The organism is Streptomyces sp. NPDC101165, assembly GCF_044768135.1.
Lineage (GTDB): Bacteria > Actinomycetota > Actinomycetes > Streptomycetales > Streptomycetaceae > Streptomyces.
In genome coordinates, this window is the sequence record NZ_JBIWPG010000004.1 from 333,548 (window position 1) to 356,676 (window position 23,129).

General features: G+C 72.7%; 24 protein-coding genes. 17 read left to right on the top strand and 7 right to left on the bottom strand.

From position 1 onward, the window contains the following. Positions 1–8 precede the first annotated feature (8 nt). The 8 genes from ACIRVH_RS10610 (at position 9) to ACIRVH_RS10645 (ending at position 8,913) form a co-directional block, all read left to right on the top strand. Positions 9–1,367, top strand: a complete 1,359-nt coding sequence (locus tag ACIRVH_RS10610) for an MFS transporter (RefSeq protein ID WP_403950609.1) — start codon at positions 9–11, stop codon at positions 1,365–1,367. Between the two features lie 60 nt (positions 1,368–1,427). Beyond that, complete coding sequence (gene mshB, locus ACIRVH_RS10615; protein ID WP_403950612.1) at positions 1,428–2,327, top strand: N-acetyl-1-D-myo-inositol-2-amino-2-deoxy-alpha-D-glucopyranoside deacetylase; 900 nt, start codon at positions 1,428–1,430, stop codon at positions 2,325–2,327. Beyond that, on the top strand, positions 2,324–2,740 hold the full coding sequence (locus ACIRVH_RS10620; protein ID WP_403950614.1) for a DUF6113 family protein: 417 nt from the start codon (positions 2,324–2,326) through the stop codon (positions 2,738–2,740). Before mshB ends, ACIRVH_RS10620 begins: the two co-directional genes overlap by 4 nt. A 155-nt stretch (positions 2,741–2,895) precedes the next feature. Continuing rightward, on the top strand, positions 2,896–5,301 hold the full coding sequence (locus tag ACIRVH_RS10625) for a hypothetical protein (RefSeq protein ID WP_403950616.1): 2,406 nt from the start codon (positions 2,896–2,898) through the stop codon (positions 5,299–5,301). Positions 5,302–5,432: 131 nt separating this feature from the next. Continuing rightward, positions 5,433–6,362 carry an ABC transporter ATP-binding protein gene (locus ACIRVH_RS10630; protein ID WP_403950618.1) on the top strand — a complete coding sequence of 310 codons (930 nt, stop codon included), beginning with the start codon at positions 5,433–5,435 and terminating at the stop codon, positions 6,360–6,362. Further along, positions 6,359–7,099: an ABC transporter permease gene (locus ACIRVH_RS10635; protein ID WP_403950623.1), complete on the top strand. Its 741-nt coding sequence runs from the start codon at positions 6,359–6,361 to the stop codon at positions 7,097–7,099. The genes ACIRVH_RS10630 and ACIRVH_RS10635 overlap by 4 nt, the downstream gene beginning before the upstream one ends. A 5-nt stretch (positions 7,100–7,104) precedes the next feature. After that, a complete protein-coding gene (locus ACIRVH_RS10640) occupies positions 7,105–8,274 on the top strand; it encodes a sensor histidine kinase (protein WP_403950985.1) in 1,170 nt (389 codons plus the stop codon). A 24-nt stretch (positions 8,275–8,298) separates the two neighbouring features. Next, positions 8,299–8,913 carry a response regulator gene (locus ACIRVH_RS10645; RefSeq protein WP_403950624.1) on the top strand — a complete coding sequence of 205 codons (615 nt, stop codon included), beginning with the start codon at positions 8,299–8,301 and terminating at the stop codon, positions 8,911–8,913. Positions 8,914–8,917: 4 nt separating this feature from the next. Here the strand turns inward: ACIRVH_RS10645 and ACIRVH_RS10650 are convergent, their stop codons facing one another. Together ACIRVH_RS10650 and ACIRVH_RS10655 are read right to left on the bottom strand one after the other, a co-directional pair. Next, positions 8,918–9,784: a tetratricopeptide repeat protein gene (locus tag ACIRVH_RS10650; RefSeq protein ID WP_403950626.1), complete on the bottom strand. Its 867-nt coding sequence runs from the start codon at positions 9,782–9,784 to the stop codon at positions 8,918–8,920. Between the two features lie 29 nt (positions 9,785–9,813). Further along, the gene (locus tag ACIRVH_RS10655; RefSeq protein WP_403950629.1) at positions 9,814–10,866 is read right to left on the bottom strand and encodes a GNAT family N-acetyltransferase; all 1,053 of its coding nucleotides are present in this window, start codon (positions 10,864–10,866) and stop codon (positions 9,814–9,816) included. A 140-nt stretch (positions 10,867–11,006) separates the two neighbouring features. Between ACIRVH_RS10655 and fdxA the strand changes: the two genes are divergently transcribed. Together fdxA and ACIRVH_RS10665 are read left to right on the top strand one after the other, a co-directional pair. Beyond that, positions 11,007–11,324, top strand: a complete 318-nt coding sequence (gene fdxA, locus ACIRVH_RS10660; protein WP_010047804.1) for a ferredoxin — start codon at positions 11,007–11,009, stop codon at positions 11,322–11,324. A 158-nt stretch (positions 11,325–11,482) separates the two neighbouring features. Further along, positions 11,483–12,580, top strand: coding sequence for a bifunctional succinyldiaminopimelate transaminase/glutamate-prephenate aminotransferase (locus ACIRVH_RS10665; RefSeq protein ID WP_403950631.1), 1,098 nt, complete (start codon positions 11,483–11,485; stop codon positions 12,578–12,580). 570 nt (positions 12,581–13,150) lie between these two features. Here the strand turns inward: ACIRVH_RS10665 and ACIRVH_RS10670 are convergent. Beyond that, a complete protein-coding gene (locus tag ACIRVH_RS10670; RefSeq protein ID WP_403950633.1) occupies positions 13,151–13,648 on the bottom strand; it encodes an ATP-binding protein in 498 nt (165 codons plus the stop codon). Positions 13,649–13,925: 277 nt separating this feature from the next. After that, complete coding sequence (locus ACIRVH_RS10675; protein ID WP_403950635.1) at positions 13,926–14,918, bottom strand: heavy metal transporter; 993 nt, start codon at positions 14,916–14,918, stop codon at positions 13,926–13,928. 98 nt (positions 14,919–15,016) lie between these two features. Here ACIRVH_RS10675 and dapE point away from each other — a divergent pair, with 98 nt between their 5' ends. Then, positions 15,017–16,096, top strand: coding sequence for a succinyl-diaminopimelate desuccinylase (gene dapE / locus ACIRVH_RS10680; protein ID WP_403950637.1), 1,080 nt, complete (start codon positions 15,017–15,019; stop codon positions 16,094–16,096). 104 nt (positions 16,097–16,200) lie between these two features. Then, positions 16,201–16,959, top strand: coding sequence for a TIGR00730 family Rossman fold protein (locus tag ACIRVH_RS10685; protein WP_403950640.1), 759 nt, complete (start codon positions 16,201–16,203; stop codon positions 16,957–16,959). A gap of 30 nt (positions 16,960–16,989) precedes the next feature. On the opposite strand, the gene folP is transcribed toward ACIRVH_RS10685, so the two are convergent. Further along, positions 16,990–17,850, bottom strand: coding sequence for a dihydropteroate synthase (folP, locus tag ACIRVH_RS10690; RefSeq protein WP_403950643.1), 861 nt, complete (start codon positions 17,848–17,850; stop codon positions 16,990–16,992). Between the two features lie 138 nt (positions 17,851–17,988). Here folP and ACIRVH_RS10695 point away from each other — a divergent pair, with 138 nt between their 5' ends. Together ACIRVH_RS10695 and ACIRVH_RS10700 are read left to right on the top strand one after the other, a co-directional pair. After that, positions 17,989–18,342 (top strand): DivIVA domain-containing protein, encoded by a 354-nt coding sequence (locus tag ACIRVH_RS10695; protein ID WP_403950646.1) that lies wholly within the window; start codon positions 17,989–17,991, stop codon positions 18,340–18,342. Beyond that, positions 18,339–18,935, top strand: coding sequence for a DNA-3-methyladenine glycosylase I (locus ACIRVH_RS10700; RefSeq protein ID WP_403950649.1), 597 nt, complete (start codon positions 18,339–18,341; stop codon positions 18,933–18,935). Before ACIRVH_RS10695 ends, ACIRVH_RS10700 begins: the two co-directional genes overlap by 4 nt. A 13-nt stretch (positions 18,936–18,948) precedes the next feature. Here the strand turns inward: ACIRVH_RS10700 and ACIRVH_RS10705 are convergent, their stop codons facing one another. Further along, a complete protein-coding gene (locus ACIRVH_RS10705; protein WP_403950652.1) occupies positions 18,949–19,752 on the bottom strand; it encodes an enoyl-CoA hydratase/isomerase family protein in 804 nt (267 codons plus the stop codon). A gap of 374 nt (positions 19,753–20,126) precedes the next feature. Here ACIRVH_RS10705 and ACIRVH_RS10710 point away from each other — a divergent pair, with 374 nt between their 5' ends. Beyond that, positions 20,127–20,294 carry a DUF3117 domain-containing protein gene (locus tag ACIRVH_RS10710; RefSeq protein ID WP_018544333.1) on the top strand — a complete coding sequence of 56 codons (168 nt, stop codon included), beginning with the start codon at positions 20,127–20,129 and terminating at the stop codon, positions 20,292–20,294. Between the two features lie 87 nt (positions 20,295–20,381). On the opposite strand, the gene ACIRVH_RS10715 is transcribed toward ACIRVH_RS10710, so the two are convergent. Next, the gene (locus ACIRVH_RS10715; protein ID WP_386578307.1) at positions 20,382–21,080 is read right to left on the bottom strand and encodes an O-methyltransferase; all 699 of its coding nucleotides are present in this window, start codon (positions 21,078–21,080) and stop codon (positions 20,382–20,384) included. 234 nt (positions 21,081–21,314) lie between these two features. Here ACIRVH_RS10715 and sigE point away from each other — a divergent pair, with 234 nt between their 5' ends. Further along, positions 21,315–22,031 carry an RNA polymerase sigma factor SigE gene (gene sigE / locus ACIRVH_RS10720; RefSeq protein ID WP_403950988.1) on the top strand — a complete coding sequence of 239 codons (717 nt, stop codon included), beginning with the start codon at positions 21,315–21,317 and terminating at the stop codon, positions 22,029–22,031. Beyond that, positions 22,028–22,996: an anti-sigma factor family protein gene (locus ACIRVH_RS10725; protein WP_403950654.1), complete on the top strand. Its 969-nt coding sequence runs from the start codon at positions 22,028–22,030 to the stop codon at positions 22,994–22,996. Before sigE ends, ACIRVH_RS10725 begins: the two co-directional genes overlap by 4 nt. Positions 22,997–23,129: the final 133 nt, after the last annotated feature.

Here is a 23,129-nt window from a genome sequence, read left to right on the forward strand (position 1 = left end):
GAGGGGGCATGGGGCTGGTCTACCTGGGGCGGTCCGAGGCCGGTCGCACCGTGGCCGTGAAGGTCGTGCAGACCGAGTACGCCGGGCATCCCGAGTTCCGCAGGCGCTTCGCCCGTGAGGTGGCCTCCGCCCGTCGGGTGGGCGGCAGTTGGACGGCCGACGTGCTCGACGCCGACCCCGAGGCCGCCGTCCCCTGGGTGGCGACCCAGTACATTCCGGGACCCGACCTGCACAGCGTGGTCGCCGAGGACTTCGGGCCGTTGCCCGAGCACTCGGTCCATGTGCTCGCGGGCCGTCTCGCCCTCGCCCTGCGGGCCGTGCACGAGGCGGGCCTGATCCATCGTGAACGCCGCAGGGCCTTCGGGATCTATGTCGCGGTCAGTGGCGGCGGCTCGGCACTCGCGATGCTCACGGCGGGATTCCTGCTGCAGGCCGTCGACTGGCGTGTGGGCCTGTACGCGTCCGTCCCCCTGGCCGGGCTCGCCCTGATCGTCGTGCTCACCCTGGTGCACGACCGGCCGGGCCGCACCGGCGCCCGCCTCGACGTGCTCGGCGTGCTGCTCGGCTCCGGTGGACTCGTCCTCCTCACGTACGGCCTCAACGAGATCGCCGGGGTCCTCGTGGGCGCCTCGCTCGGCTGGACCGAGCCGCGGTTCCTGGTCGTCCTGGCGGTCGGCGCCCTGCTGCTCGGGGCCTTCCTGTGGTGGCAGACCAGGACGTCGAGCCCGCTCGTCGCGCCGTACGTCCTGAAGGACCGCAGCCGCGTCGGCGGCTACCTCGTCATGCTCCTGTCCGGCACCGGTGTCGTCGGCCTCTTCGGCGCCCTGGGCTACTACCTGGTGGGCGTCCAGGGCTACCCCCCGATCAGGGTCGGCGGGGCGTTCGTGCCCCTGGCCGCCGCGATCGTCATCGGCGCCACCCAGGTCTCCGCCCGCCTGCTGCACCGCACCCCGCCCCGCGTCCTGATCGTGGCGGGTCTGGTGACGACGGTCCTCGGGCTGGTGCTCCTGACCGGCCTGAAGACCGACAGCGGCTACGCGACCCAGGTGCTGCCCGGCACGCTCCTCGTCGGTCTCGGCACCGGCATCGCGCTCATGCCGGTCTTCGCCCTCGCGGCCGACGCCGTGGCCCCGCAGCACTCCGGCGGGGCGTCGGCCGCCGTCACCGCGACCCAGCACCTGGGCGAGGCGTTCGGCTCGGCGGTGGTCGCCGGTGTCCTCTTCGCTCACCTCGGCGGATCCGAATGGACCGGCGCGGCGATGCTGCGCGGCTGCACCGCCGCCTTCTGGTGGGCGGCCGGCGGCGCCCTGCTCGCGGCTCTCCTCGCCGGCCTGCTGGTCACGGCCGGGCGGCCCGAGGAGGAGTAGCCGACGGCGACCCGTAAGGAGGTGGCCGAGGGAAGCGCCGCCGCCTCGTAGGGTGGTCCCATGACGGAACTGCCCTCCCCCGACCTTCGGCCGGGTGGACCCCCATCGCGCTGCGCGCGCCGTCTGCTGCTGGTGCACGCGCACCCGGACGACGAGTCGATCAACAACGGCGCGACCATGGCCAGGTATGCGGCTGAGGGTGTCCATGTGACCCTGGTCACCTGCACCCTGGGGGAGCGCGGCGAGGTCATCCCGCCCGAGCTGCGGCATCTGACCGGCGCCGCGCTGGGCGCGCACCGGCGCGGCGAGCTGAGCGCCGCCCTGCGTGAGCTGGGCGTCGCCGACCTGCGGCTGCTCGGCGGAGCGGGGCGCTACGGCGACTCCGGCATGATGGGCATTCCCGACAACGAGGACCCCGCCTGCTTCTGGCAGGCCGACCCGGACGAGGCCGCCCGGTCGCTCGGCGAGGTGATCCTGGAGGTCCGCCCGCAGGTCCTCGTCGCGTACGACGACAACGGCGGGTACGGCCACCCGGACCACATCCAGGCCCACCGCGTGGCCATGCGAGCCGTCGACCTCGCGGCCGAACAGGGCCACCGGATCGAGAAGGTCTACTGGAACCGCGTCCCGCGCTCCGTGGCCGAGGCCGCCTTCGCCCGGCTCCAGGACGAGCTGCCGAGCCTCCCGTTCGCGAAGAGCGCCTCCCTGGCCGACGTGCCCGGCGTGGTCGACGACGAGCGGATCACCACCGCGGTCGACGGCAGCGCCCACGCCGCCGCCAAGGCCGCCGCGATGCGTGCCCACGCCACCCAGATCGACGTGGCCGAGCCGTACTTCGCGCTCTCCAACGAACTCGCCCAGCCGCTGTTCACCACCGAGTACTACGAGTTGGTGCGCGGGCGGGCGGAGCCCGGGGAGACCGACCTGTTCGCCGGCATCGCCACCGGGGAGGCGTCATGAGCACCGCCGGACGCGGTTCGATGCTGGCCCAGCCGATGCGGCGGCCCTCGGCCGGGCGGATGGCCGCCTACCTCGGGCTGTTCCTGCTCGGCGCGATCGTCGGGATCGCCGGGGCCCTGGTCCAGGCCGCCTGGTTCCCGGGCGGGCTGCTGCTCGCTCTCGCGGGCGCCGGCGGGCTGTTCCTCGGCGGGGCGTACGCGCTCGGCGGCCGGGCCGGGGCGGTCGCGCCGGTGGCCGGCTGGATCGTCACCGTCGTCCTGCTCACCTCCACCCGCCCCGAGGGCGACTTCCTGTTCGGCGCGGGAGTCGGCTCCTACCTCTTTCTGCTCGGCGGCATGGCCCTGGCTGTGATCTGCGCCACGCTTGCGCCCGGACGGCAACCCGTCGACGGTCCCGTCCGACTTGGCAAGTGACGTACCACTTCGCCGTGCGGCGCACGTGCGAGTCCGGTGTGGGTTTCCTCGGCGGTCATGGGATACGCGCCAGACGTGGCCAGTATGGTGGTGCGCGCCGCCGAGCTGCCCGCTGAGGTCGTAACGGGCGGCGGAGCCAACCGGGAGAACCTGCCTTGAGTCGTGAAACTGACACTCCGTCCTCCGGGCCCAACGGGTCCGGTGGAGCCGCATACCCCTCGGGGACGCCGCCGTACGGAACCCCCATGGCTTCCGACGCCGGAGCGGACGCGGGCCGTTCGGCCACCCCGCCCGAGGAACGCAAGACCGAGACCACGCTGACGACGCGGATCCGGATCAACATCCCCGGATCCCGGCCCATCCCGCCGGTCGTCGTGCGCAAGCCCGTCGGCGACGGCGAGGCCGTCGCGGACGACTCCGGCGCCGACACGCGGCCGGCCCCCGCCGCCGCGATGTCCACCGGCACCGTCGAATCCCCCGCCGAGCCCGCCCCGCAGGCCGAGGAGAAGCGCAGCGACTGGTTCGCGCCCCGCAAGTCCGGCGCCCCCAAGGGCGGTCCGGGCTCCGGCGGCACGAACGGCGCCGGGACGCCCGGCGGTTCCGCCGCCGCGCAGAGCAAGCCGAGCGCCCAGCCGAGCGGTCCGAGCGGCTCGGGTGCCGGCGGCACCCGACCCGGCGGCACCCGCCCCGGTGGAGTGGTCGGCTCCATGAGCATGCCCGGCGGCTCCCGCCCCGGCGGTACGAACGGCTCGGGCCTGCCCAGCGCCACCGGCGGCCCCGTGGCTCCGGGGCACGGCGGCGGCACCGGCTCCTTCGACGTGACCGAGGCGCTGGCCGCGGGCCCGCGCGGCGGCTCCCGCCCCGGCGCGACCGGCGGCGGCGAACCGAGCCGCGACGACCTGCCGTACTTCGCGGAGAGCGGCGGCACGAGCGGAATCGGCGGCGGCACCCCCGGCGCGAGCGCGTCCGGCGGCCCCGGCGGTCCCAGCGGCTTCAACGGGCCGAACGGCCAGAGCGGCCGCGGCCCGCAGGGCCCCGCGGGCCCGACCGGCGGACCGGTCACCGGCGACGGACCGTTCGTCCCGCCGGCCCCTCCGCGGAGCTCGCTCAGCGACCTGGACCGGGACCTCGTCGGCGAGTCCTTCGACTCTCCGGGCGGCTACGACACCGGCAGTCACCAGGTGCCCGGTGGCTATGACACCGGTAGCCACCATCTGCCCGGCGGCTATGACACCGGCAGTCATCAGCGGCCCGGCGGCTACGACACCGGCAGTCACCCCCTGCCCGGCGGCGCGAACGGCCCCGCAGGCCAGGGCGGTCCGCTCGCCACCGGCGCCTTCTCCGGCCCCGGCACGGCACCCGGCGGCGGCCTCAGCGACGACACCGCGATCCTCACCCCGCAGAAGCCGGCCCCCGAACCGGGCACGCCCGGCTACCGCGCCCCGGACAACGTCTCCGGACACACCGTCACCAGCGGTATCCCGGTCGTCCCGTCCGCCGGGAACGCCCCGTTCGGTGTCGGCGCGCACCCGGACGGCCCGGTGCCGCACACGGCACCCAAGCTGCCCGAACCGGCCCCGCAGCCCAAGGCCGCGGCCAAGCCGAAGAAGAAGGGCCGCAGCAAGGTCGTACTGCTCGGCGTCGGCGTGTTCGTCCTCGCGGGCGGTGCCTACGGCGCCGGCCTGCTGATGAACCACACCGATGTGCCCAAGGGCACCACCGTGCTCGGCGTCGACATCGGCGGCGGCACCCGCGACGAGGCCGTCAAGAAGCTCGACGACGCCTTCGGCAGCCGCGTCAACAAGCCGCTGCAGCTCTCCGTGGGCGGCCGGACGGTGTCCCTGACGCCTCAGAACGCGGGCCTGCAGTTCGACTTCCAGAGCACCGTGAGCGAGGCCGCGAAGAGCGACTACAACCCGCTCTCCGTGATCGGCTCCCTCTTCGGCCAGAAGCGCGAGGTCGAGCCGGTCATGCCGGTCGACGACGAGAAGCTCCAGGCCGCGCTCGAACAGGCCGGCGGCGGCTCGGGCTCCGGCGCGGTCGCCGACGGCGGCATCACGTTCAAGGCCGGCAAGGCCGTGGCCGTCTACGGCAAGGCGGGCAAGGCCATCGACGCGGCCCGGTCGACCCAGGCGGTCGAACAGGCGTACCGCACGCTGGTGGAGACGGACAAGGCGACCCCGGTGGCCGTGCCGACTACCACCAAGCAGCCCACGGTCTCGAACGCCGAGGTCGACCGCGAGATGAAGGCCTTCGCCGAACCGGCGATGTCGGCCCGCGTCACGGTCCAGACGGACGCGGCGCACTCGGTCCCGCTGAGCCCCCAGAACTCGCTGTGGAAGTTCCTCAGGGTCGAGGCCACTCCCGACGGCAAGCTGACCGACAAGCCCGACCTGGTGGCCCTGAAGCAGCTGTACGGCCAGGCCTTCGACGGCGTGCTCATCACCCGGGCCAACGGCAAGAAGACGGCCGTCACACCGCAGGACGTCTACGTCGCCCTGCGCCAGGCGCTGATGAGCAAGACCAACCGGGTCGCGGTCATTCCCACGAACCCGAGCTAGCGCGACCGGCAGGGGGCGTCCGCCGGGCACCCCCCGCACGCGTGTCACCCGCACCGCATGACATCTGTCATCCGGCAGTCGGGACCGCCGACACTGCCGCCTCCGGGGCCTGCACGGCCAGCATGGTGGGCATGACAACGACAGCGGCACCGGCCACCACCACCCCGGTGGTCGGGTTCGACCAGGTGACCAAGACGTACGGGAGCGTACGAGCCGTCGACGGGCTCTCGCTCCAGCTGTACCCGGGCGAGACCGTCGCCCTCCTCGGCCCGAACGGGGCCGGCAAGTCCACCACCCTCGACCTGCTCCTCGGCCTCAAGCAGGCCGACGGCGGCACGGTGAGCGTGTTCGGGACCAGCCCGCGCGAGGCGATCGTCGCCGGACGGGTCGGGGCCATGCTGCAGAGCGGCGGGCTGATGGACGAGGTCACCGTCGCCGAGCTGGTGAAGCTGGCCTGCTCGCTGCACCCGAAGCCGTACAAGCCCGCGGACGTCCTCGCCCGCGCGAGCCTCACGCAGATCGCCGACCGCAAGGTCAACAAGCTCTCCGGCGGCCAGGCCCAGCGCGTCCGCTTCGCGCTCGCCACCGCGGGCGACAGCGATCTGATCGTCCTGGACGAGCCGACCACCGGCATGGACGTCTCCGCCCGCCAGGCCTTCTGGGCCACCATGCGCGAGCAGGCCGACCAGGGCCGCACGGTCCTCTTCGCCACCCACTACCTCGAAGAGGCCGACGCCATCGCCGACCGCGTGCTCGTGCTGCACCGCGGCCGCCTCCTCGCCGACGGCACCGCCGCCGAGATCAAGGCCAAGGCGGGCGCCCGCCGGGTCTCCTTCGACCTGGAGGGGACCATCGACGAGGCGGCCCTGCGCGGCCTGCCCTTCCTCACCTCCCTCGATGTGTCGGGCCAGACCGTCCGCATCCAGTCCTCGGACGCCGACGCGACCGTCCACGCCCTGTACGGCCTCGGCGTCTACCCCCGCAACCTCGAAGTCGCCGGTCTCGGCCTGGAGCAGGCCTTCGTCGCCATCACGGAGGCCGAGGAGGCCAAGCAGTCATGAGCAGCCTGATCAAGCTCGAACTCGCCCGCGCCCTGCGCAACCGCAAGTTCCTGTTCTTCTCGGTGATCTACCCCTCGGCCCTGTTCCTGCTCATCGCGGGCAACGCCGACTCCAAGACGAAGATCGACGGCTCCGGCCTCACCCTGCCGACCTACATGATGGTCTCCATGGCCTCCTTCGGTGCGCTGACCGCCGTCCTGATGGGCAACAGCGAGCGCATCGCCAAGGAGCGCGAGAGCGGCTGGGTACGGCAGCTCCGGCTGACCACCCTCCCGGGGCGCGGCTACGTCCTCGCCAAGACCGCCAGCGCGGCCGTCGTCAGCCTTCCGTCGATCGTCATCGTCTTCGTCGTCGCCGCGGCCGTGAAGGACGTACGACTCGACGCCTGGCAGTGGCTCGCCCTCACCGGCGCCATCTGGGCCGGCAGCCTCGTCTTCGCCGCGCTCGGCGTCGCCATCGGCTACCTCGCCACCGGGGACGCGGTCCGCCCGATCACGATGATCACTTACTTCGGCATGTCGATGCTGGGCGGCCTGTGGATGCCGACCACCACCTTCCCGCAGTGGCTCCAGGACATCGCCAAGTGGCTCCCCACGCACGCGTACGCTGCTCTGGGGCGGGCGATCGAACAGAGCCAGGCCCCGGAAGCCCAGGACATCGCCATCCTCGTCGTCTCCTTCGTCCTCTTCGCGGGCGGCGCGGCCTGGCTGTACCGGAAGGACACGCTGAAGGCGTGAGCACGATGACGGAAGACCGGACGGCCTACGCCCCCGAGCACACGCCCGTGGGCTGGCCGGCCCGCAACCGGCGCGAGCTGCTGGTCAGGGTGCTGTGGATCGGCGTCTGGCTGGTCTTTCTCCGAGGGCCGGTCGACGACCTGATCAACGGCGGGCACACCACCGCCGCCGTTGTGGCCGGCTCGCTCGGTCTCGCCGCCTTCGTCGGGGTCTATCTGACGCTGGTCTTCCGCAACATCGGCCGGCCGTTCGCCGCGAGAGTCGTGCTCACCCTGGGCGGCATCCTCGGCATCCTCGCCCCCGTACTGGCCTACACCCTCGGCAGCGCCTGGCTGGGCCTCTTCGTCTACCTGTCGGTCGCCTGGGGCGCCACCCTGCCACTGCGGGCCGCCTACTGGGCCATCCCGGCCTCGGCCGTGGTGATGTACTTGATCGGCCTGCACTCCGGCGAGAGCGATGCACAGGACCTGTTCCTGCTGGTCCTGCTCATCGGGTTCGCGATGACCGGCGTCGGCCAACTGGTGCGGACCACCATCGAGTTGCGCAAGGCCCGGGCCACCGTCGCCCAGCTCGCCGCCAACGAGGAGCGGCTGCGCCTCGCCCGCGACCTGCACGACCTGCTGGGCCACTCGCTCTCGCTGATCACGCTGAAGAGCGAGCTGGCCGGCCGGATGCTGCCCGGTCACCCGGACAAGGCCGCCCAGCAGGTCGCCGACATCGAACAGGTCAGCCGCCAGGCCCTGGTCGACGTCCGCGAGGCCGTCACCGGCTACCGCCGCCCCCGCCTCGCCGCCGAACTCGCCGGCACCCAGGTCGCGCTGACCGCCGCCGGGGTGGTGGCCGAGGTGCCCGGGGAACCCGACCTCGACGGCATCCCCGAGGAGGCCGAGTCCGCCCTCGCCTGGGCGCTGCGCGAGGCGGTCACCAACGTGGTCCGGCACAGCGGCGCCGACCGGTGCGTCGTACAGGTCCTGCGTCGCCACACCCTGGACGGGCCGGTCCTCGAACTCTGCGTCGAGGACAACGGATCCGGCGGTTCCGGCAACGGCCCGGGCAACGGTCTGACCGGCCTGACCGAGCGGCTGGAGAAGGCCGGCGGCACGCTGGAGGCGGGCCGGGTCAAGCACGGTTTCCGGCTGGTCGCCCGGGTGCCGGTGGCCGCCTCGGCGGACTAGGGCGGGGGCACTAGGATCCGGGGCATGACGAGCATGATCAAGGTCCTCCTGGCCGAGGACCAGTCGATGGTCCGCGAGGCGCTGGCCGCCCTGCTCGGCCTGGAGGACGACATCGAGGTCGTCGCCCAGGTCGCGCGCGGGGACGAGGTGCTGGCGGCCGTCGGCGCGCACGGCGTCGACGTGGCGCTGCTCGACATCGAGATGCCCGGCTGCACCGGCATCGAGGCGGCGGCCCGCGTGCACCGCGAGTACCCCGCGGTCAAGCTCGTCGTCCTCACCACCTTCGGCCGCCCCGGCTATCTGCGCAGCGCCATGGAGGCGGGCGCCGACGCGTTCCTCGTCAAGGACGCACCGGCCGCCCAACTCGCCGACGCGGTCCGCAAGGTGCTGTCCGGGGAACGGGTCATCGATCCCACCCTGGCCGCGGCCGCGCTGGCCGAGGGCGCCAACCCCCTCACCGACCGGGAGCGCGAGGTGCTCCGCGCAGCGGCCGACGGCTCCACCAACGCGGAGCTGGCCCAGGCCCTCCACCTCTCCCAGGGCACGGTCCGCAACTACCTCTCCACGGCCATCCAGAAGCTCGCGGTACGGAACCGGGCGGAAGCGGTGCGGATCGCGCGGGAGAAGGGCTGGCTCTGAGGGCTCAGTTGAGCATCGACCGGGCCGAGTGGGCCTGCTGCCGCACCTTCCGGGCGGCCGACTCGTCGACGACCTCGATCAGGTGGGCGTACGTGTCCAGCTCCTCGGCCCCCGCCGCGAACTCACCGCGCTGCACCAGCAGCTGACCCCGCTCGTAGCGCAGCCGAGCCGGATGCGCGGGCAGCAGCAGGCTCAACTCCACGGCCCGCAGCGCGACGTCCGAGCGCTCGGGCCGGGCCGAGGCCCACGCCCGGATGTTGTTCAGGATGCGCTGCACGACCTCCAGGGACGTCGCGGGCACCAGCATCGACGGCTGCAGCGGCGCCCCCGTGGCCCCCACCACGAGCAGCTCGGCATCCGCCCCGGTCAGCACCTTCCCGCCGTCGAACGGATCGGCCAGCACCTGCTCCTCCGCCGCCCCGAACCCGACCACGAAGTGACCCGGCAGCGCGACCCCGTACACCGGGGCGCCCGCCCGTCTCGCCACCTCCATCCACACCACCGACAGCAGGATCGGCAGCCCGCGCCGCCGCCGCAGCACCTCGTGCAGCAGCGAGCACTCCAGCCGCTGGTAGTCGGACGGGGTCCCGTGGAACTCGTAGCGCTCACCCAGCAGCCGGCACAGCGCCTGCGCCCACGCGAGCGGCCCGCCCGGCCGGTACGGCAGCAGCCCGGCCAGCCGGTCCAGCTCCAGCTGCGCCGTGTCCATCCCGGCCTCGTCCAGCGTCCCGTCCGCCTCGGCACCGATCAGCAGACACAGCGCCGACAGATCCGGCCGCTCCGACCGCGCCTCCTCCCCGAACCGCCGCCGCACCTCGGCGGACCGCTCCGGCGGGGGCGGATACGGAGGCGGAAGGTAACGGTGCTGCATGCCTGGCTCATGCCCGTCCACAGCGATCCCTACGACCGTTCGACGCGAGTGTTCTGCGGAGCCGGGTGCGGGTGCTCGTCGCCGCTCTCCTCCGGCGCCCGGTAGTGGTGGTACGTGTGGTGCGGGGCGAAGCCGAGGGCGGCGTACAGGGCGCGGGCCGCCTCGTTGTCGTCCTCCACCTGGAGCCAGGCCGCCGAGGCCCCCTCGTCCAGGGCGCGGCGGGCCAGCGCGGCCATCACCTCGGTGGCCAGCCCCTGCCGTCGCCGGGCGGGATCGACCTCGACGGCGGCGAAACCGGCCCAGCGTCCGTCCACCACACACCGCCCGATCGCCGCCGGCGGCTCCCCGGCCGCACCGGGCACGGTCGCGAACCACACCGAGGGTCCGCTGTTCAGCACCCGCAGGGCCACCTCGCTCACCCCCTTGCGCTGGTACCGCGCGAGCCACGCCTCGTCCGCCTCCCGGGACAGCTCCACCCCGGTGCCCTCGGCCCGGTCCGCGACCGGCGCCAGCGCCCCGATCCACAGCTCCGCGGTCACCTCCCGCACCCAGCCGCGCCGCTCCAGCTCCGCGCACAGCAGCTCCTGCGTGCCCTCGGCCCCGGTGGCGGTCTGCACATACGCGGGCAGGCCGCGCTCGGCGTACCAGCGTCGTACGGTCCCCAGCGCCGCGTCGAGCGGAAGTCCCGGGTCACCGAGCGGCAGCACACTGTTGGCCCGCCGTGTGAACCCGCCCGCGGCGCGCAGCTCCCACTCGCCGAGCGACTCGCTCTCCACCGGCCGCCACGCGCGCGCGGCGATCCGCGCCAGCTCCGGGTAGCTCGCGGCCGGACCCCGGCGGCGGGCCGGCGCGGCCGGCACCACCTTGCCCGCGACCAGCACGGACTCCGGGATCCGGACACTCCGTCCGTCCCGCTGTGTGATCATGAGCACGCCGTCGTCCCATGATGTGAGAACACCCACCGTGTCGGTGAACTTCTCCGCCGCCACTCCAGGTTCGCTCAAGCGCCGCACCGAGACCCGTTTGCCCACGTCAGCAGCGGTGATACGGACCTCGAGGCGCCCTTTCGCCGAGATTTCCACTGGTCAGTTCACCCCTCCTGTATGGATCACGCCCCGGAACGGAGATACTAGGGGCGGGCATCGACGACGCCGCGCTCCCGCGCGCCAGGCGGCGGAGCCTATGGAGGCCCGCCGGCGCCCTATCGAGGAGGAACGACAGCGTGACTTACGTCATTGCGCAGCCTTGTGTCGACGTCAAGGACAAGGCGTGCATCGAGGAGTGCCCGGTCGACTGCATCTACGAGGGCTCCAGGTCCTTGTACATCCACCCGGACGAATGCGTCGACTGTGGTGCCTGTGAGCCGGTCTGCCCGGTTGAGGCGATCTTCTACGAGGACGACACTCCGGAGGAGTGGAAGGACTACTACAAGGCGAACGTCGAGTTCTTCGACGAACTGGGCTCTCCCGGTGGGGCCAGCAAGCTGGGTCTGATCGAGCGCGACCACCCCTTCATTGCCGCGCTGCCGCCGCAGGCCTAGTCACGTTCGAGCGGCCCAGCGGCCCGCCACCTTCCCCCGAGCTCTGGGCCTCGCCCGAGCGGGGGACCCCATCGCCTCGGCCCGCACGGCCCGATCGCCCAGATCACGCCGTGCGGGACCGAGGCGTTTGCCGTACCGACGAAAGCGAGCAAGATCCCGTGTCCGCAGTCTCCGACCGTCTTCCGACGTTCCCCTGGGACAAGCTTGAGCCGTACAAGAAGACGGCCGCCGCGCACCCGGACGGCATCGTCGATCTGTCCGTCGGTACCCCGGTCGACCCGGTCCCCGAACTGATCCAGAAGGCTCTGGTCGACGCGGCCGACTCGCCCGGCTACCCGACGGTCTGGGGCACCCCCGCGCTGCGTGACGCGATCACCGGCTGGCTGGAGCGCCGTCTGGGCGCCCGTGGGGTCACCCACCGCCATGTCCTGCCGATCGTCGGCTCCAAGGAACTGGTCGCCTGGCTGCCGACCCAGCTGGGCCTCGGCCCCGGCGACAAGGTTGCCTACCCGCGCCTGGCGTACCCGACCTACGAGGTGGGCGCCCGGCTGGCCCGCGCCGCGTACGAGGTCTACGACGACCCGCGCGAGCTGGACCCGGCGAACCTGAAGCTCCTCTGGCTGAACTCGCCCTCCAACCCCACCGGCAAGGTCCTGTCCAAGGACGAGCTGACCGGCATCGTCGCCTGGGCCCGCGAGCACGGCGTCCTGCTCGTCTCCGACGAGTGCTACCTGGAGCTGGGCTGGGAGGCCGACCCGGTCTCGGTCCTGCACCCCGACGTCAACGGCGGCTCCTACGACGGCATCCTCGCCGTCCACTCCCTCTCCAAGCGGTCCAACCTGGCCGGCTACCGCGCCGCCTTCGTGGCCGGCGACCCGGCGGTCCTGGGGCCCCTCCTGGAGATCCGCAAGCACGGCGGCATGATGACCTCGGCGCCGACGCAGGCGGCGGTGGTGGCGGCCCTGGGCGACGACGAGCACGTCCACGTCCAGCGCGAGCGCTACGCGGCCCGCCGCGCCCTCCTGCGCGAAGCCCTCCAGAACCACGGCTTCCGCATCGAACACAGCGAGGCCAGCCTCTACCTCTGGGCGACCCGGGACGAGTCCTGCTGGACCACGGTGTCCCACCTGGCCGACCTCGGCATCCTCGTGGCCCCGGGCGACTTCTACGGCGAGGCGGGCGAGAACTTCGTACGAGTGGCCTTCACAGCAACGGACGAGAGGGTCCGCGCAGCGGTGGCCCGCCTGACGACGTAGCCGCCCCGGCCGCAGCCGCCGCCGTCGCTCCTGCTGCGGCAGTGGCTGCCAGCGCCGCAGTTGGCGCCGTTGCTCCCACCGCCTCGGCCCCAGCCGTCGCTCCCGCCGCGGCAGCAGCTACCGCCACCACCGCAACCACCGGCGCCGCAGCAGCTACGGCTGGTGCTCCCACAGCCGCCTCCGCAGCCCCAGCCGTCGCTTCCGCCGTGGCAGCAGCTACTGCCACCGCCGCCGCAGCGAACGCTGGTGCTCCCGTAGCCGCCGCCCCAGCCGCTGCTCCCGCCGCGGCAGTGCCTGCCGCCACCGCCGCCGCCCACCGTCGCAGCCACCGCCGCCGCTCCCGCCGCCGCCGCTCCCGCCACCGCCGCCGCTCCCGCCACCGCCCTCCAGCCGCTTGCGCCGCCGCCGCTACCGCCGCCACCGCCGTGGGCAGTCGTTCCGCAGGGCGGAACGGGTGGGCACGGCCCGCAGCGCCGGGCACGGCTTGAGCACGGCCCGGCCCCTGCCGACGCAGGCAAAAGGCGACGGGGCCCAGGGGAACTCCCCGGACCCCGTCGCTGTAACCGGACCTCAGCCGCCCAGCGGCAGACCCTGCGCGGGAAGAGATGACGTGGGCAGGGACGACGTGGGCAGGGACGACGTGGGCAGGGACGACGTGGGCAGCCCACCCTTGGTGAGACCCTCCGTCGGCAGCCCGCCCTTCGTCACGCCGGCCGCGGTGTTCCCGAGGGCACCCGCCGCGGTCCCGGTCGCGTCCCCCGCGGCCTTCTGCACCGCAGGCGTCGCCTTGTGCACGGCACCACCGCCGGTCCTGCCCGCGGCCGGCACCGCCTGCTTGACCGCCTTGCCGCCCGCGTTACCCGCCAGATCGGTGACGTGCTGCGCCGCACCGTCGACGGTGCTGCCGACGTGCGCCCCGTCCAGGGCGGTCACACCGCCGAGGTTCGCGGGCGCAGCCGGCAGGTTCGTGGCCGCGCCGGCAGAGCCGGCCGCACCGACCCCGGCGGCCGCTCCCGCTGCGACGAGCAGCGCGGCACGAGCGATCCGGCGGGTCAGAGGGAGGGACATGATGCTCCATTCGACGGGTGGAGAACGGTGAATGTGTCCGGACTCGGACGCCGTGACTACCGACTCGAAGCCGATGAAGGTTGCGGAGGCCAAAGGTAAAGAATGGATAACGCATCGCATTATCGTTTGTGGATAAAAACGGGCAAAGAACGCCGCCGTGCGATCCCGCAGAATCCTTACAGCCCTTGATTTTCAAGGGATCCCGAATCCACGCCGAAATCCACGGGAAAACACGCCCACCCCGAAGCCGCACAACCCGGCCGAGTGAGCCCCCGTACTACTGTCCGGTGATGATCCGAACCGCCCCGGCGGACTTCTCCGCCCCCGCGGCCCCCTGCGTGCCGGCCGTGCGCCACTGACCGCCGTTGCTCCCGGCGGTCCACTCCCGCCCCGCGTACGCCACCCGCTGGATGTGCAGGGACGAGGAGTTGGCCACGGCCCATTGCGCCAGCTGCCAGCCCCGCTCCCGCTCGTCGCGCCCGGCGGTGTCCGTCCGGCGGCCCTCGGGCACCGGCACGGTCACGGTGCGCCCGTGCGCCGTCGCGGTCACACTCGGGGACGGCGACGGCGACGGAACCTCCGTACCGCCCACCTCCGCCCCGGTCTCCTGCAGCGCGTCCCGCCCGAAGTCCCGCACCAGCGCGGCCCGTACCGCGTCGGGCCCGGTCGCCTCGGCCGTACGCTCCGGGCGCCCGTCGCACGTCAGCGTGGCCGCCGAGCGCCCGGTCAGCGCGGCCGCCAGCAGCGTGGCGTCCGGCTCGTGCTTGGCGTACGCCTCCGGATAGCCGCTGCGCTGCACCCGCTGGGCGGCCACCGTCAGCGGAAGGTCGGTGTAGTCGGGCACCCTGGCCAGGTGCGCGTAGAAGATGCCCGCCGCGTACGCCGGGTCCATGACCTGCTGCTCGGTGCCCCAGCCCTGCGAGGGCCGCTGCTGGAACAGACCCAGGGAATCCCGGTCGCCATGCTGGATGTTGCGCAGGCCCGACTCCTGGATGGCGGTCGCCAGCGCGATGGCCACCGCCCGCTCGGGCATGCCCCGCCCGGTGCCGACGGCGGCGATCGTCGCCGCGTTCACCGCCTGCTCGGGCGTGAACTCGTACGACGTCCCGTCAGCCGTGCCGGAGACCACTCTGCAGCCTCTCGCGCCCGGGCCTCCGGTGACGTACTGCACCACGAGATAGGCGGCGACGCCGCACAGGACCAGGAGGGCCGCACCGATACGGACGAGGCGGCCGCGGCGCTTGGGGCGAGTGGGGGACGGCTCTGGCACGCGTACAAGGTACTGGAGGCCTCCCCGCCCCTCACGCCCGGTCCGCCGAGCGCAGCGCCCACCGATACCCGGCGTGCGTGCGCGCTAGGGTCGGGACCATGGCCGACACCTCGCTTGACCTCACGCTGGACGCCGCCGCGCTCACCGCACAACTCGTGGACTTCCCTTCCGAGAGCGGCGCCGAGAAGCCCCTCGCGGACGCCATCGAGACCGCCCTGCGTGCCCTGCCGCACCTCACCGTCGACCGGTACGGCAACAACGTGATCGCCCGGACGAACCTGGGCCGTGCGGAGCGGGTCATCCTGGCCGGCCACATCGACACCGTGCCCATCGCGGACAACGTCCCGTCCCGGCTGGACGAGGACGGCGTGCTCTGGGGCTGCGGCACCTGCGACATGAAGTCCGGCGTGGCGGTGCAGCTGCGCATCGCGGCCATGGTTCCCGCCCCCAACCGCGACCTGACCTTCGTGTTCTACGACAACGAGGAGGTCGCCGCCGAGCGCAACGGCCTCAAGCACGTCGCCGAGGCCCACCCGGACTGGCTGCAGGGCGACTTCGCGGTCCTCCTGGAGCCCTCCGACGGCCAGGTCGAGGGCGGCTGCCAGGGCACGCTGCGGGTCCTCCTGAAGACCACCGGCGAGCGGGCCCACTCGGCGCGCAGCTGGATGGGCTCCAACGCCATCCACGCGGCGGCCCCCATCCTGGCCAGGCTGGCCTCCTACCAGCCCCGCTACCCGCTCATCGACGGCCTGGAGTACCGCGAGGGCCTGAACGCGGTCCGCGTCACCGGCGGAGTCGCCGGCAACGTCATCCCGGACGAGTGCGTGGTGAGCGTGAACTTCCGTTACGCCCCCGACCGCACCGAGGAGGAGGCGATCGCGCACGTCCACGAGGTGTTCGCGGACTGCGGCGTGTCCGAGTTCGTCGTCGACGACCACAGCCCCGGCGCGCTGCCCGGCCTCTCCCACCCGGCCGCGGCCGCCTTCATCGAGGCGGTGGGCGGCACCCCGCAGCCCAAGTACGGCTGGACGGACGTCTCCCGTTTCTCCGCGCTCGGCGTTCCGGCCGTCAACTACGGTCCCGGCAACCCGCACTTGGCGCACAAGCGCGACGAACGGGTCGAGGTGGTCAAGATCCTGGCGGGCGAGGAACGGCTGCGCACCTGGCTCACGGCATAAAGGTTCCCGTACGCCGCTTCACGGCGGACACGCATACGTCCCCCCTCCGTAACCCGCGTAGATCTAGTCTGAGGTCGAACTACCGGCAAGCGGAGGGAGCGCACATGGCTACCGGAAACCCCGAGGGGAAGAAGCAGCCGCCGGACGAGCAACGGCTCGGCCCGGTCCTCCGACGGCGCAGTCAGGTCACGGCCAGTACGACCGACCAGCGGCTGCTCGACGCGGGCGGGCCGTCCGACTGGGTCCACACCGACCCGTGGCGGGTTCTGCGGATCCAGTCGGAGTTCATCGAGGGCTTCGGCACGCTGGCCGAACTTCCCCCCGCCATCAGCGTGTTCGGCTCCGCGCGGACGCCGGTGGACTCGTCCGAGTACGACGCCGGGGTGCGGCTGGGCCGAGGGCTCGTCGAGGCCGGCTGGGCCGTGATCACGGGCGGTGGCCCCGGGGCGATGGAGGCGGCCAACAAGGGTGCGCTGGAGGCGGGTGGCATCTCGGTGGGCCTCGGCATCGAGCTGCCCTTCGAGCAAGGGCTCAACCCCTACGTCGACATCGGGCTCAACTTCCGGTACTTCTTCGTCCGCAAGATGATGTTCGTCAAGTACGCGCAGGGTTTCGTCGTCCTCCCGGGCGGCCTCGGCACCCTCGACGAACTCTTCGAGGCCCTCACCCTCGTCCAGACCCAGAAGGTCACCCGCTTCCCGATCGTCCTTTTCGGCAGCGAGTACTGGGGCGGCCTGGTGGACTGGCTGCAGAACACCCTGGTGGCCCAGGGCAAGGCCGCCGAGAAGGACCTGCTCCTGTTCCACGTGACCGACGAGGTCGAAGAAGCGGTGGCCCTGGTCTCGAAGGAGGCGGCCCGCTGACCCCGCCCCCGGGGGCTCCGCCCCCGGGGGTCAGGCCAGGCCTCGTCTGGCGACCGCGGGGGCCCGGTGGCCGGCGATCGACGCCACCATGTCGAGCACTTGGCGGGTCTCGGCCACCTCGTGGACCCGGTACACCTGCGCCCCGAGCCACGCCGACACCGCGGTGGTCGCCAGCGTCCCGATCAACCGCCCCTTCACCGGGCGGTCCAACGTCTCGCCCACGAAGTCCTTGTTGGACAGGGACACCAGCACCGGCCACCCCGTGGCGACCATCTCGTCCAGCCGCCGCGTCGCCTCGAGGCTGTGCCGCGTGTTCTTCCCGAAGTCGTGCCCCGGATCGATCAGCACCGACTCCCGGGGCACCCCCAGCGAGACGGCCCGCTCGGCCAGCCCCACGGTCACCTTCAGGATGTCGTCCATGACGTCGTCGTACGTCACCCGATGCGGCCGGGTCCGCGGCTGGACCCCACCCGCGTGCGTGCACACCAGCCCGACCCCGTACCGCGCGGCAACCTCCGCGAGCCCCGGATCGACCCCGCCCCACGCGTCGTTCAGCAGGTCCGCCCCCGCCTCGCACACCGCCTCGCCGACCTCGGCCCGCCAGGTGTCCACACTGATGATCACGTCCGGGAAGCGACGTCGTACCTCCGCGACGAACCCGACCGTGCGCCGCGCCTCCTCCTCGGCCGTGACCTCCTCGCCCGGCCCGGCCTTCACCCCGCCGACGTCGATGATCGCGGCCCCCTCGGCCACCGCCTGCTCCACCCGAGCGAGCGCCGGCTCGTCGCGGAACGTCGCCCCCTGGTCGTAGAAGGAGTCCGGCGTCCGGTTCACGATCGCCATGATCACCGGCTCGTGGGGCCCGAATTCCCGCCTGCCCAGCCTGAGCATCCGCTGTGACCTCTCCTAGTACGTCCCGCAGTACGGCCGCCTGCGACCCTAACTGTCAGACTCGCATGGCACGATCGGAGCCTGACACATTCAGCTTCCGGCACAGCGTCGGGCGCAAGGAGCGTGGGGACCTCAGCGATGGTTATGTTCTTGTTCCTGGTCGTCGCCCTCGCCGTCGTGGTGGCCGCGGTGACACTCGCCGTGGTGAGCGGCGGTGAGAGCGCACCGCTGCCGGAGGCCGCCCCGGAGCGGCTGCAGGACCCGCTGCCCCCGGACCGCCCGGTCGGCAGCGCGGACATCGAGAGCGTGCGCTTCCCGCTCGTCCCGCGCGGCTACCGCATGGCGGACGTCGACGACGTCCTCACCCGCCTCGCCGCCGAACTCGCCGAGCGGGACGCCCGCATCGCCGACCTGGAGTCCGCGCTGGCCGGCGCCAGAGCGGCCGCCGCGCACGCCCGCCTGGAGCGGCCGGGCCAGGAGGGGCAGCGATGAGCGAGGGGACCGCCCTCGCCGGGCCGGACGGAGCGCTGCGCTGCCCGTGGGCCCTGTCCACCGAGGACTACGTGTCGTACCACGACGAGGAGTGGGGCCGCCCAGTCCACGGCGACGACGCCCTCTTCGAGCGGATCAGCCTGGAGGCCTTCCAGTCGGGCCTGTCCTGGATCACGATCCTGCGCCGCCGCCCGGGCTTCCGTACGGCCTTCGCGGGCTTCCGGATCGAGAAGGTCGCCGCGTTCACGGACGAGGACCGTGAGCGGCTGCTGGCCGACCCGGGCATCATCCGCAACCGCGCCAAGATCGACGCGACGGTCGCCAACGCGCGCGTGCTCGCCGACTGGGCGGAGGGCGAGCTGGACGAGTTCATCTGGTCCCACGCCCCCGACCCGGCCGCCCGCCCGGCCCCGAAGACCCTCGCCGACGTCCCCGCGGTCACCCCGGAGTCCACGGCCCTGTCGAAGGCGCTGAAGAAACGCGGCCTCAGATTCGTCGGCCCGACGACGGCGTACGCCCTGATGCAGGCGTGCGGGCTGGTGAACGACCACCTGGAAACGTGCGTGAGCCGCACCGACCAACCCGCCCGCTAGCTGCTGCGTGACCTCAGCGGCCCAGGTACTTCGGCTTCTCCTTGTTCACGAAGGCCTGCACGGCGATCGTGTGGTCCTCGGACCGGCCCGCCCGCGTCTGCAGCTCGTCCTCCTTCTCCAGGGTCTCGGCGAGGGAGTGCGTCATGCCGTAGGCGACCGCCTCCTTGAGCGCCGCGTAGGCCACGGTCGGGCCCTCGGCCAGGGCCCGGGCCACCTTCTCGCCCTCGGCCCGCAGCTCGGCGGCCGGCACCAGGCGGTTGGCGATGCCCAGCTCCAGCGCGTCCTGGGCGCTGATGCTGCGCGGGAAGAGCAGCAGGTCGGCGGCGCGGCCCGGGCCGACCACCCGCGGCAGCGTCCAGGAGATGCCGGAGTCCGCGGTCAGCGCGACACCCGCGAACGAGGTGTTGAACGCCGCCGTCTCGGCCACCACCCGGTAGTCCGCGGCGAGCGCGAAGCCGAAGCCCGCCCCGGCCGCGACCCCGTTCACCGCGGCGACCACCGGCTTCGGCGCCCCGGTCAGCGCCTTCACGATCGGGTTGTAGTGCTCCTTGACGGTGCTCATCGTCTGCCCGGACCCCGTCTCACGGTCCGCCACCAGCAGCCCGATGTGCTCCTTCAGATCCTGGCCCACGCAGAACGCCCGGTCGCCGGCCGCGGTCAGCAGGATCGCCCGTACGGCGGTGTCCCCGGCCGCGGATTCCGCCGCCTCCCTGAGGGCGACCTTCGTCGCGATGTTCAGCGCGTTCATCGCCTCGGGGCGGTTCAGCGTGATTGTCGCGAGTCCGTCGCTCACCTCGTAGAGCACGGTGTCGGCCATGGTGCATCCCCTCCGGTGTCGTCGCTGGTGACGTACCGCTCAGTACGCCCCTGTCCGAAGGACAGCATGGCGGAGATCACCGTCCATGGGCCGGACCGGACGTGTGACCTGCGTCAAAGAAAACCGGAGTGGAGTCGCCCGGAGAGCGTCCGCGGGGTGGCGCAGTATCGCAGCCACATCCCCGAATTGAGTGGTTTTGCTCGCGCGCGTTGCCCAAGCGATGCCGACTGATGTTGGTCATCGGGTCCTGAGATGCGGGATAATGGCTTGGAAGCAATGTGTTCGATGCCGGTGTCGCGCGTCCGCTCCGGACCGCGGCGTGCCCTCCCGGGCCGTCGGCAGATGATGAGCTGGTTTCAGGAAGGGGAACGAGCATGGCGGCCATGAAGCCGCGGACGGGCGATGGCCCGCTCGAGGTGACCAAGGAGGGGCGGGGCATCGTCATGCGCGTTCCGCTCGAAGGCGGCGGTCGACTCGTCGTCGAGCTGACCCCTGACGAGGCCGAGGCGCTCGGCGACGCCCTCAAGAAGGTCGTCGTCTGACGCGCCCGCGATCCAGTCCTATCGGCTGCCCCGGCATCGTGTGCGGTGCCGGGGCAGCCGCGTTCCCGGACCCTCGCGTCCCGCCCGTCACCGCTTGACGGCGCACAGCAGGCCGTCGCCCACCGGCAGCAGGGACGTCACCAGCTCCTGGCTCTCCCGCACCGTGCGCAGCAGCTCGCGCAGCCGCAGCACCTCCGTGGGCTGCGGTCCCGAGTCGACCGTGCGGCCGTTGGCGAATATGCCCTCGAAGACGACCAGGCCGCCCGGACGCAGCAGGCGCAACGATTCAGCGAGGTAGTCCGAGTACTCCAGCCGGTCACCGTCGCAGAACACGAGGTCGTAGCCGGCGTCCGCGAGCCGGGGCAGCACGTCCAGGGCACGGCCGGGTATGAACCGCGCCCGGTTGCTGGCGAAGCCGCAGGCGCGGAAGGCCTGCCGGGCGAACTGCTGGTGCTCCGGCTCCGGGTCGACCGTGGTGAGCACCCCGTCGGGGCGCATGCCGTGCAGCAGATGTATTCCGGACACCCCGCAGCCGGTGCCGATCTCCGCGACCGCCTTCGCGTCCACGGAGGCGGCGAGCATGCCGAGCGCGGCGCCCGTGCCGGGCGACACCGAGCGCAGCCCTGCCTCCCGGGCCCGGTCCCGGGCCCAGCGCAGCGCTTCGTCCTCGGCGACAAAGGCGTCGGCGAACGCCCAGCTCGTCTGCCGGTTGCCGGTAATGACCCTCTCCTGTCCCCGTGGTTGCCTCGGCGTGACTGTATCCGTTGGTGCCGGGAACCCGCAGATGGGACTGGGCGTTAAAAGGGTTGAGCCGGTGGCCCGGGACGCGACGGGGGGTAAGAGGTGGATCAGGACGCCGAGCACATGCTGACGCAGCCGTATGAGCCGTATCAGCGCGTATCAAATTCTCGTAAAACCGCTTATCCGGAGCTAACGGGCGAGGTGGCTATGGTAGGGGCTCCACTGGACACCACCAGAGCCGACAGGGGAGGTGCGGCCGCGCCCGAGGACCGGGGAGGAGTGCTGCGGCGCTTCCTCGGATCGGCGGGCAGGCCGAAATCCGTGACCGACACCGTTGCTGACCACCGCCACACCGCCGGCTCCGCCGCGGGTGAGGCCCAGACCGCGACCTTCTCCACCGACGCGGACGGGCAGGCATGGACTCCGCCCACGTGGGAGGAGATCGTCAGCACGCACAGCGGCCGGGTCTACCGACTGGCATACCGCCTCACGGGCAACCAGCACGACGCCGAGGACCTCACCCAGGAGGTCTTCGTCCGCGTCTTCCGCTCGCTGTCGACGTACTCGCCGGGCACCTTCGAGGGCTGGCTGCACCGCATCACGACCAACCTTTTCCTGGACATGGTCCGGCGCAAGCAGCGCATCCGCTTCGACGCCCTCGGCGAGGACGCGGCCGAGCGCCTGCCCAGCCGCGAGCCCACCCCGCAGCAGGTCTTCAACGACGCCCACTTCGACGCGGACGTCCAGCAGGCCCTGGACACCCTCGCGCCCGAGTTCCGCGCCGCGGTCGTCCTGTGCGACATCGAAGGACTGTCGTACGAGGAGATCGCCGCGACCCTCGGCGTGAAGCTCGGCACGGTCCGCTCCCGTATCCACCGCGGCCGCTCCCAGCTCCGCAAGGCCCTCGCGCACCGTTCGCCCGAGGCACGGAAGGCCGAACGGCGTTCCTTTGTGGCCCGTGTCCCCGCTCTGGGGGGAGGGGGCGCGACCGCGTGAGTGGATCCCGACCGAAACCTGCGCCGGCGCACTTCGCCGAGCAGCACCTGGGAGACCGACTCTCCGCCCTGGTGGACGGAGAGCTCGGTCATGAGTCGCGTGAGCGCGTCCTCGCCCACCTGGCCACCTGCGCCCGGTGCAAGGCGGAGGCGGACGCCCAGCGACGCCTGAAGAGCGTCTTCGCGCAGGCAGCCCCGCCGCCGCCCTCCGAGAGCTTCCTGGCCCGCCTCCAGGGCCTTCCCGGGGGTGGTGACACCGACGGCGACGGCACGTCGTCGCCGTCGGGCGACCTGTTCGGGCGCGGACCCGAGGCCGGAGTCTTCGGCATGGGACGCGGCGAGCGCTTCGAGTTCGGCTACGTCCCCGCCTCGCCCGCCCATTCCGTCGCCCCCGAGGACCGCGGCTTCCGCATCCATCCCGTCGGCCGCCCGGACGCCGACCGCTCCGCCTCGCGCGGGCTGCGGTTCGCATTCGCCGCAGCCGGTGCGGTGTCGCTGGCCGCGCTCGCCCTCGGCGGCGTGACCACCGCCATCCCCGGCGACATGGCCGCGGACGCCCGCAGCGGCTCCGGCAGCGGCAACGTGTCCCCGACGCGTTCGGCGGGCACGGGCGCCGCGACGCCCGACTCCCAGCGCCGTCGCGCGGTGGGACCGCTGCTCGCCCAGGGCAGCAGCCTGCTCGGCCAGACCTCGGTGGCGCCGACCTCCATGTCCGCGCCGCTGGTGCCCGGAGTGCCCGCGCCGGCCACGGGACAGGTCCAGGACGCCGTGCACGACCTGACCGCCCCGGTGATGGCGGGCGCGGCCGCGGTCTCCCCGCTGATACGCCCGCTGAGCGAGATCCCCCCGTTCTCGCTGACCGCCGGGTCCGCGTCGCCCCAGGTGACCGGTCCCGGACTGCTGTCCGCACCCGTCCCCGACACCACCTCCGCTCCCTCCGCCTCCCCCTCTCATCAGGCGCCCTGACCTGCCTCTTCGCCGTGGCCGTCGAACCTGGTTGAATCCTGTGAAGCCGTGCCCGCGGCGCTGACCCGGGCACGGAGTCGACGTTCCGCGGTCACCGCCGAAGCGCGCGGCCGCGGCCAGCCGTGGGGAGAGC

What these genes read in the sequence shown, in the direction of transcription:
- ACIRVH_RS10635 (WP_403950623.1), top strand. Translation starts at nt 6,359, where the DNA reads ATGAGCAGCCTGATCAAGCTCGAACTCGCCCGCGCCCTGCGCAACCGC.
- ACIRVH_RS10700 (WP_403950649.1), top strand. Translation starts at nt 18,339, where the DNA reads ATGAGCGAGGGGACCGCCCTCGCCGGGCCGGACGGAGCGCTGCGCTGC.
- ACIRVH_RS10670 (WP_403950633.1), bottom strand. Translation starts at nt 13,648, where the DNA reads ATGTCCCTCCCTCTGACCCGCCGGATCGCTCGTGCCGCGCTGCTCGTC.
- ACIRVH_RS10695 (WP_403950646.1), top strand. Translation starts at nt 17,989, where the DNA reads ATGGTTATGTTCTTGTTCCTGGTCGTCGCCCTCGCCGTCGTGGTGGCC.
- ACIRVH_RS10610 (WP_403950609.1), top strand. Translation starts at nt 9, where the DNA reads ATGGGGCTGGTCTACCTGGGGCGGTCCGAGGCCGGTCGCACCGTGGCC.
- ACIRVH_RS10630 (WP_403950618.1), top strand. Translation starts at nt 5,433, where the DNA reads ATGACAACGACAGCGGCACCGGCCACCACCACCCCGGTGGTCGGGTTC.
- dapE (WP_403950637.1), top strand. Translation starts at nt 15,017, where the DNA reads ATGGCCGACACCTCGCTTGACCTCACGCTGGACGCCGCCGCGCTCACC.
- ACIRVH_RS10640 (WP_403950985.1), top strand. Translation starts at nt 7,105, where the DNA reads ATGACGGAAGACCGGACGGCCTACGCCCCCGAGCACACGCCCGTGGGC.
- ACIRVH_RS10620 (WP_403950614.1), top strand. Translation starts at nt 2,324, where the DNA reads ATGAGCACCGCCGGACGCGGTTCGATGCTGGCCCAGCCGATGCGGCGG.
- ACIRVH_RS10705 (WP_403950652.1), bottom strand. Translation starts at nt 19,752, where the DNA reads ATGGCCGACACCGTGCTCTACGAGGTGAGCGACGGACTCGCGACAATC.
- mshB (WP_403950612.1), top strand. Translation starts at nt 1,428, where the DNA reads ATGACGGAACTGCCCTCCCCCGACCTTCGGCCGGGTGGACCCCCATCG.
- ACIRVH_RS10645 (WP_403950624.1), top strand. Translation starts at nt 8,299, where the DNA reads ATGACGAGCATGATCAAGGTCCTCCTGGCCGAGGACCAGTCGATGGTC.
- ACIRVH_RS10710 (WP_018544333.1), top strand. Translation starts at nt 20,127, where the DNA reads ATGGCGGCCATGAAGCCGCGGACGGGCGATGGCCCGCTCGAGGTGACC.
- ACIRVH_RS10650 (WP_403950626.1), bottom strand. Translation starts at nt 9,784, where the DNA reads ATGCAGCACCGTTACCTTCCGCCTCCGTATCCGCCCCCGCCGGAGCGG.
- folP (WP_403950643.1), bottom strand. Translation starts at nt 17,850, where the DNA reads ATGCTCAGGCTGGGCAGGCGGGAATTCGGGCCCCACGAGCCGGTGATC.
- ACIRVH_RS10685 (WP_403950640.1), top strand. Translation starts at nt 16,201, where the DNA reads ATGGCTACCGGAAACCCCGAGGGGAAGAAGCAGCCGCCGGACGAGCAA.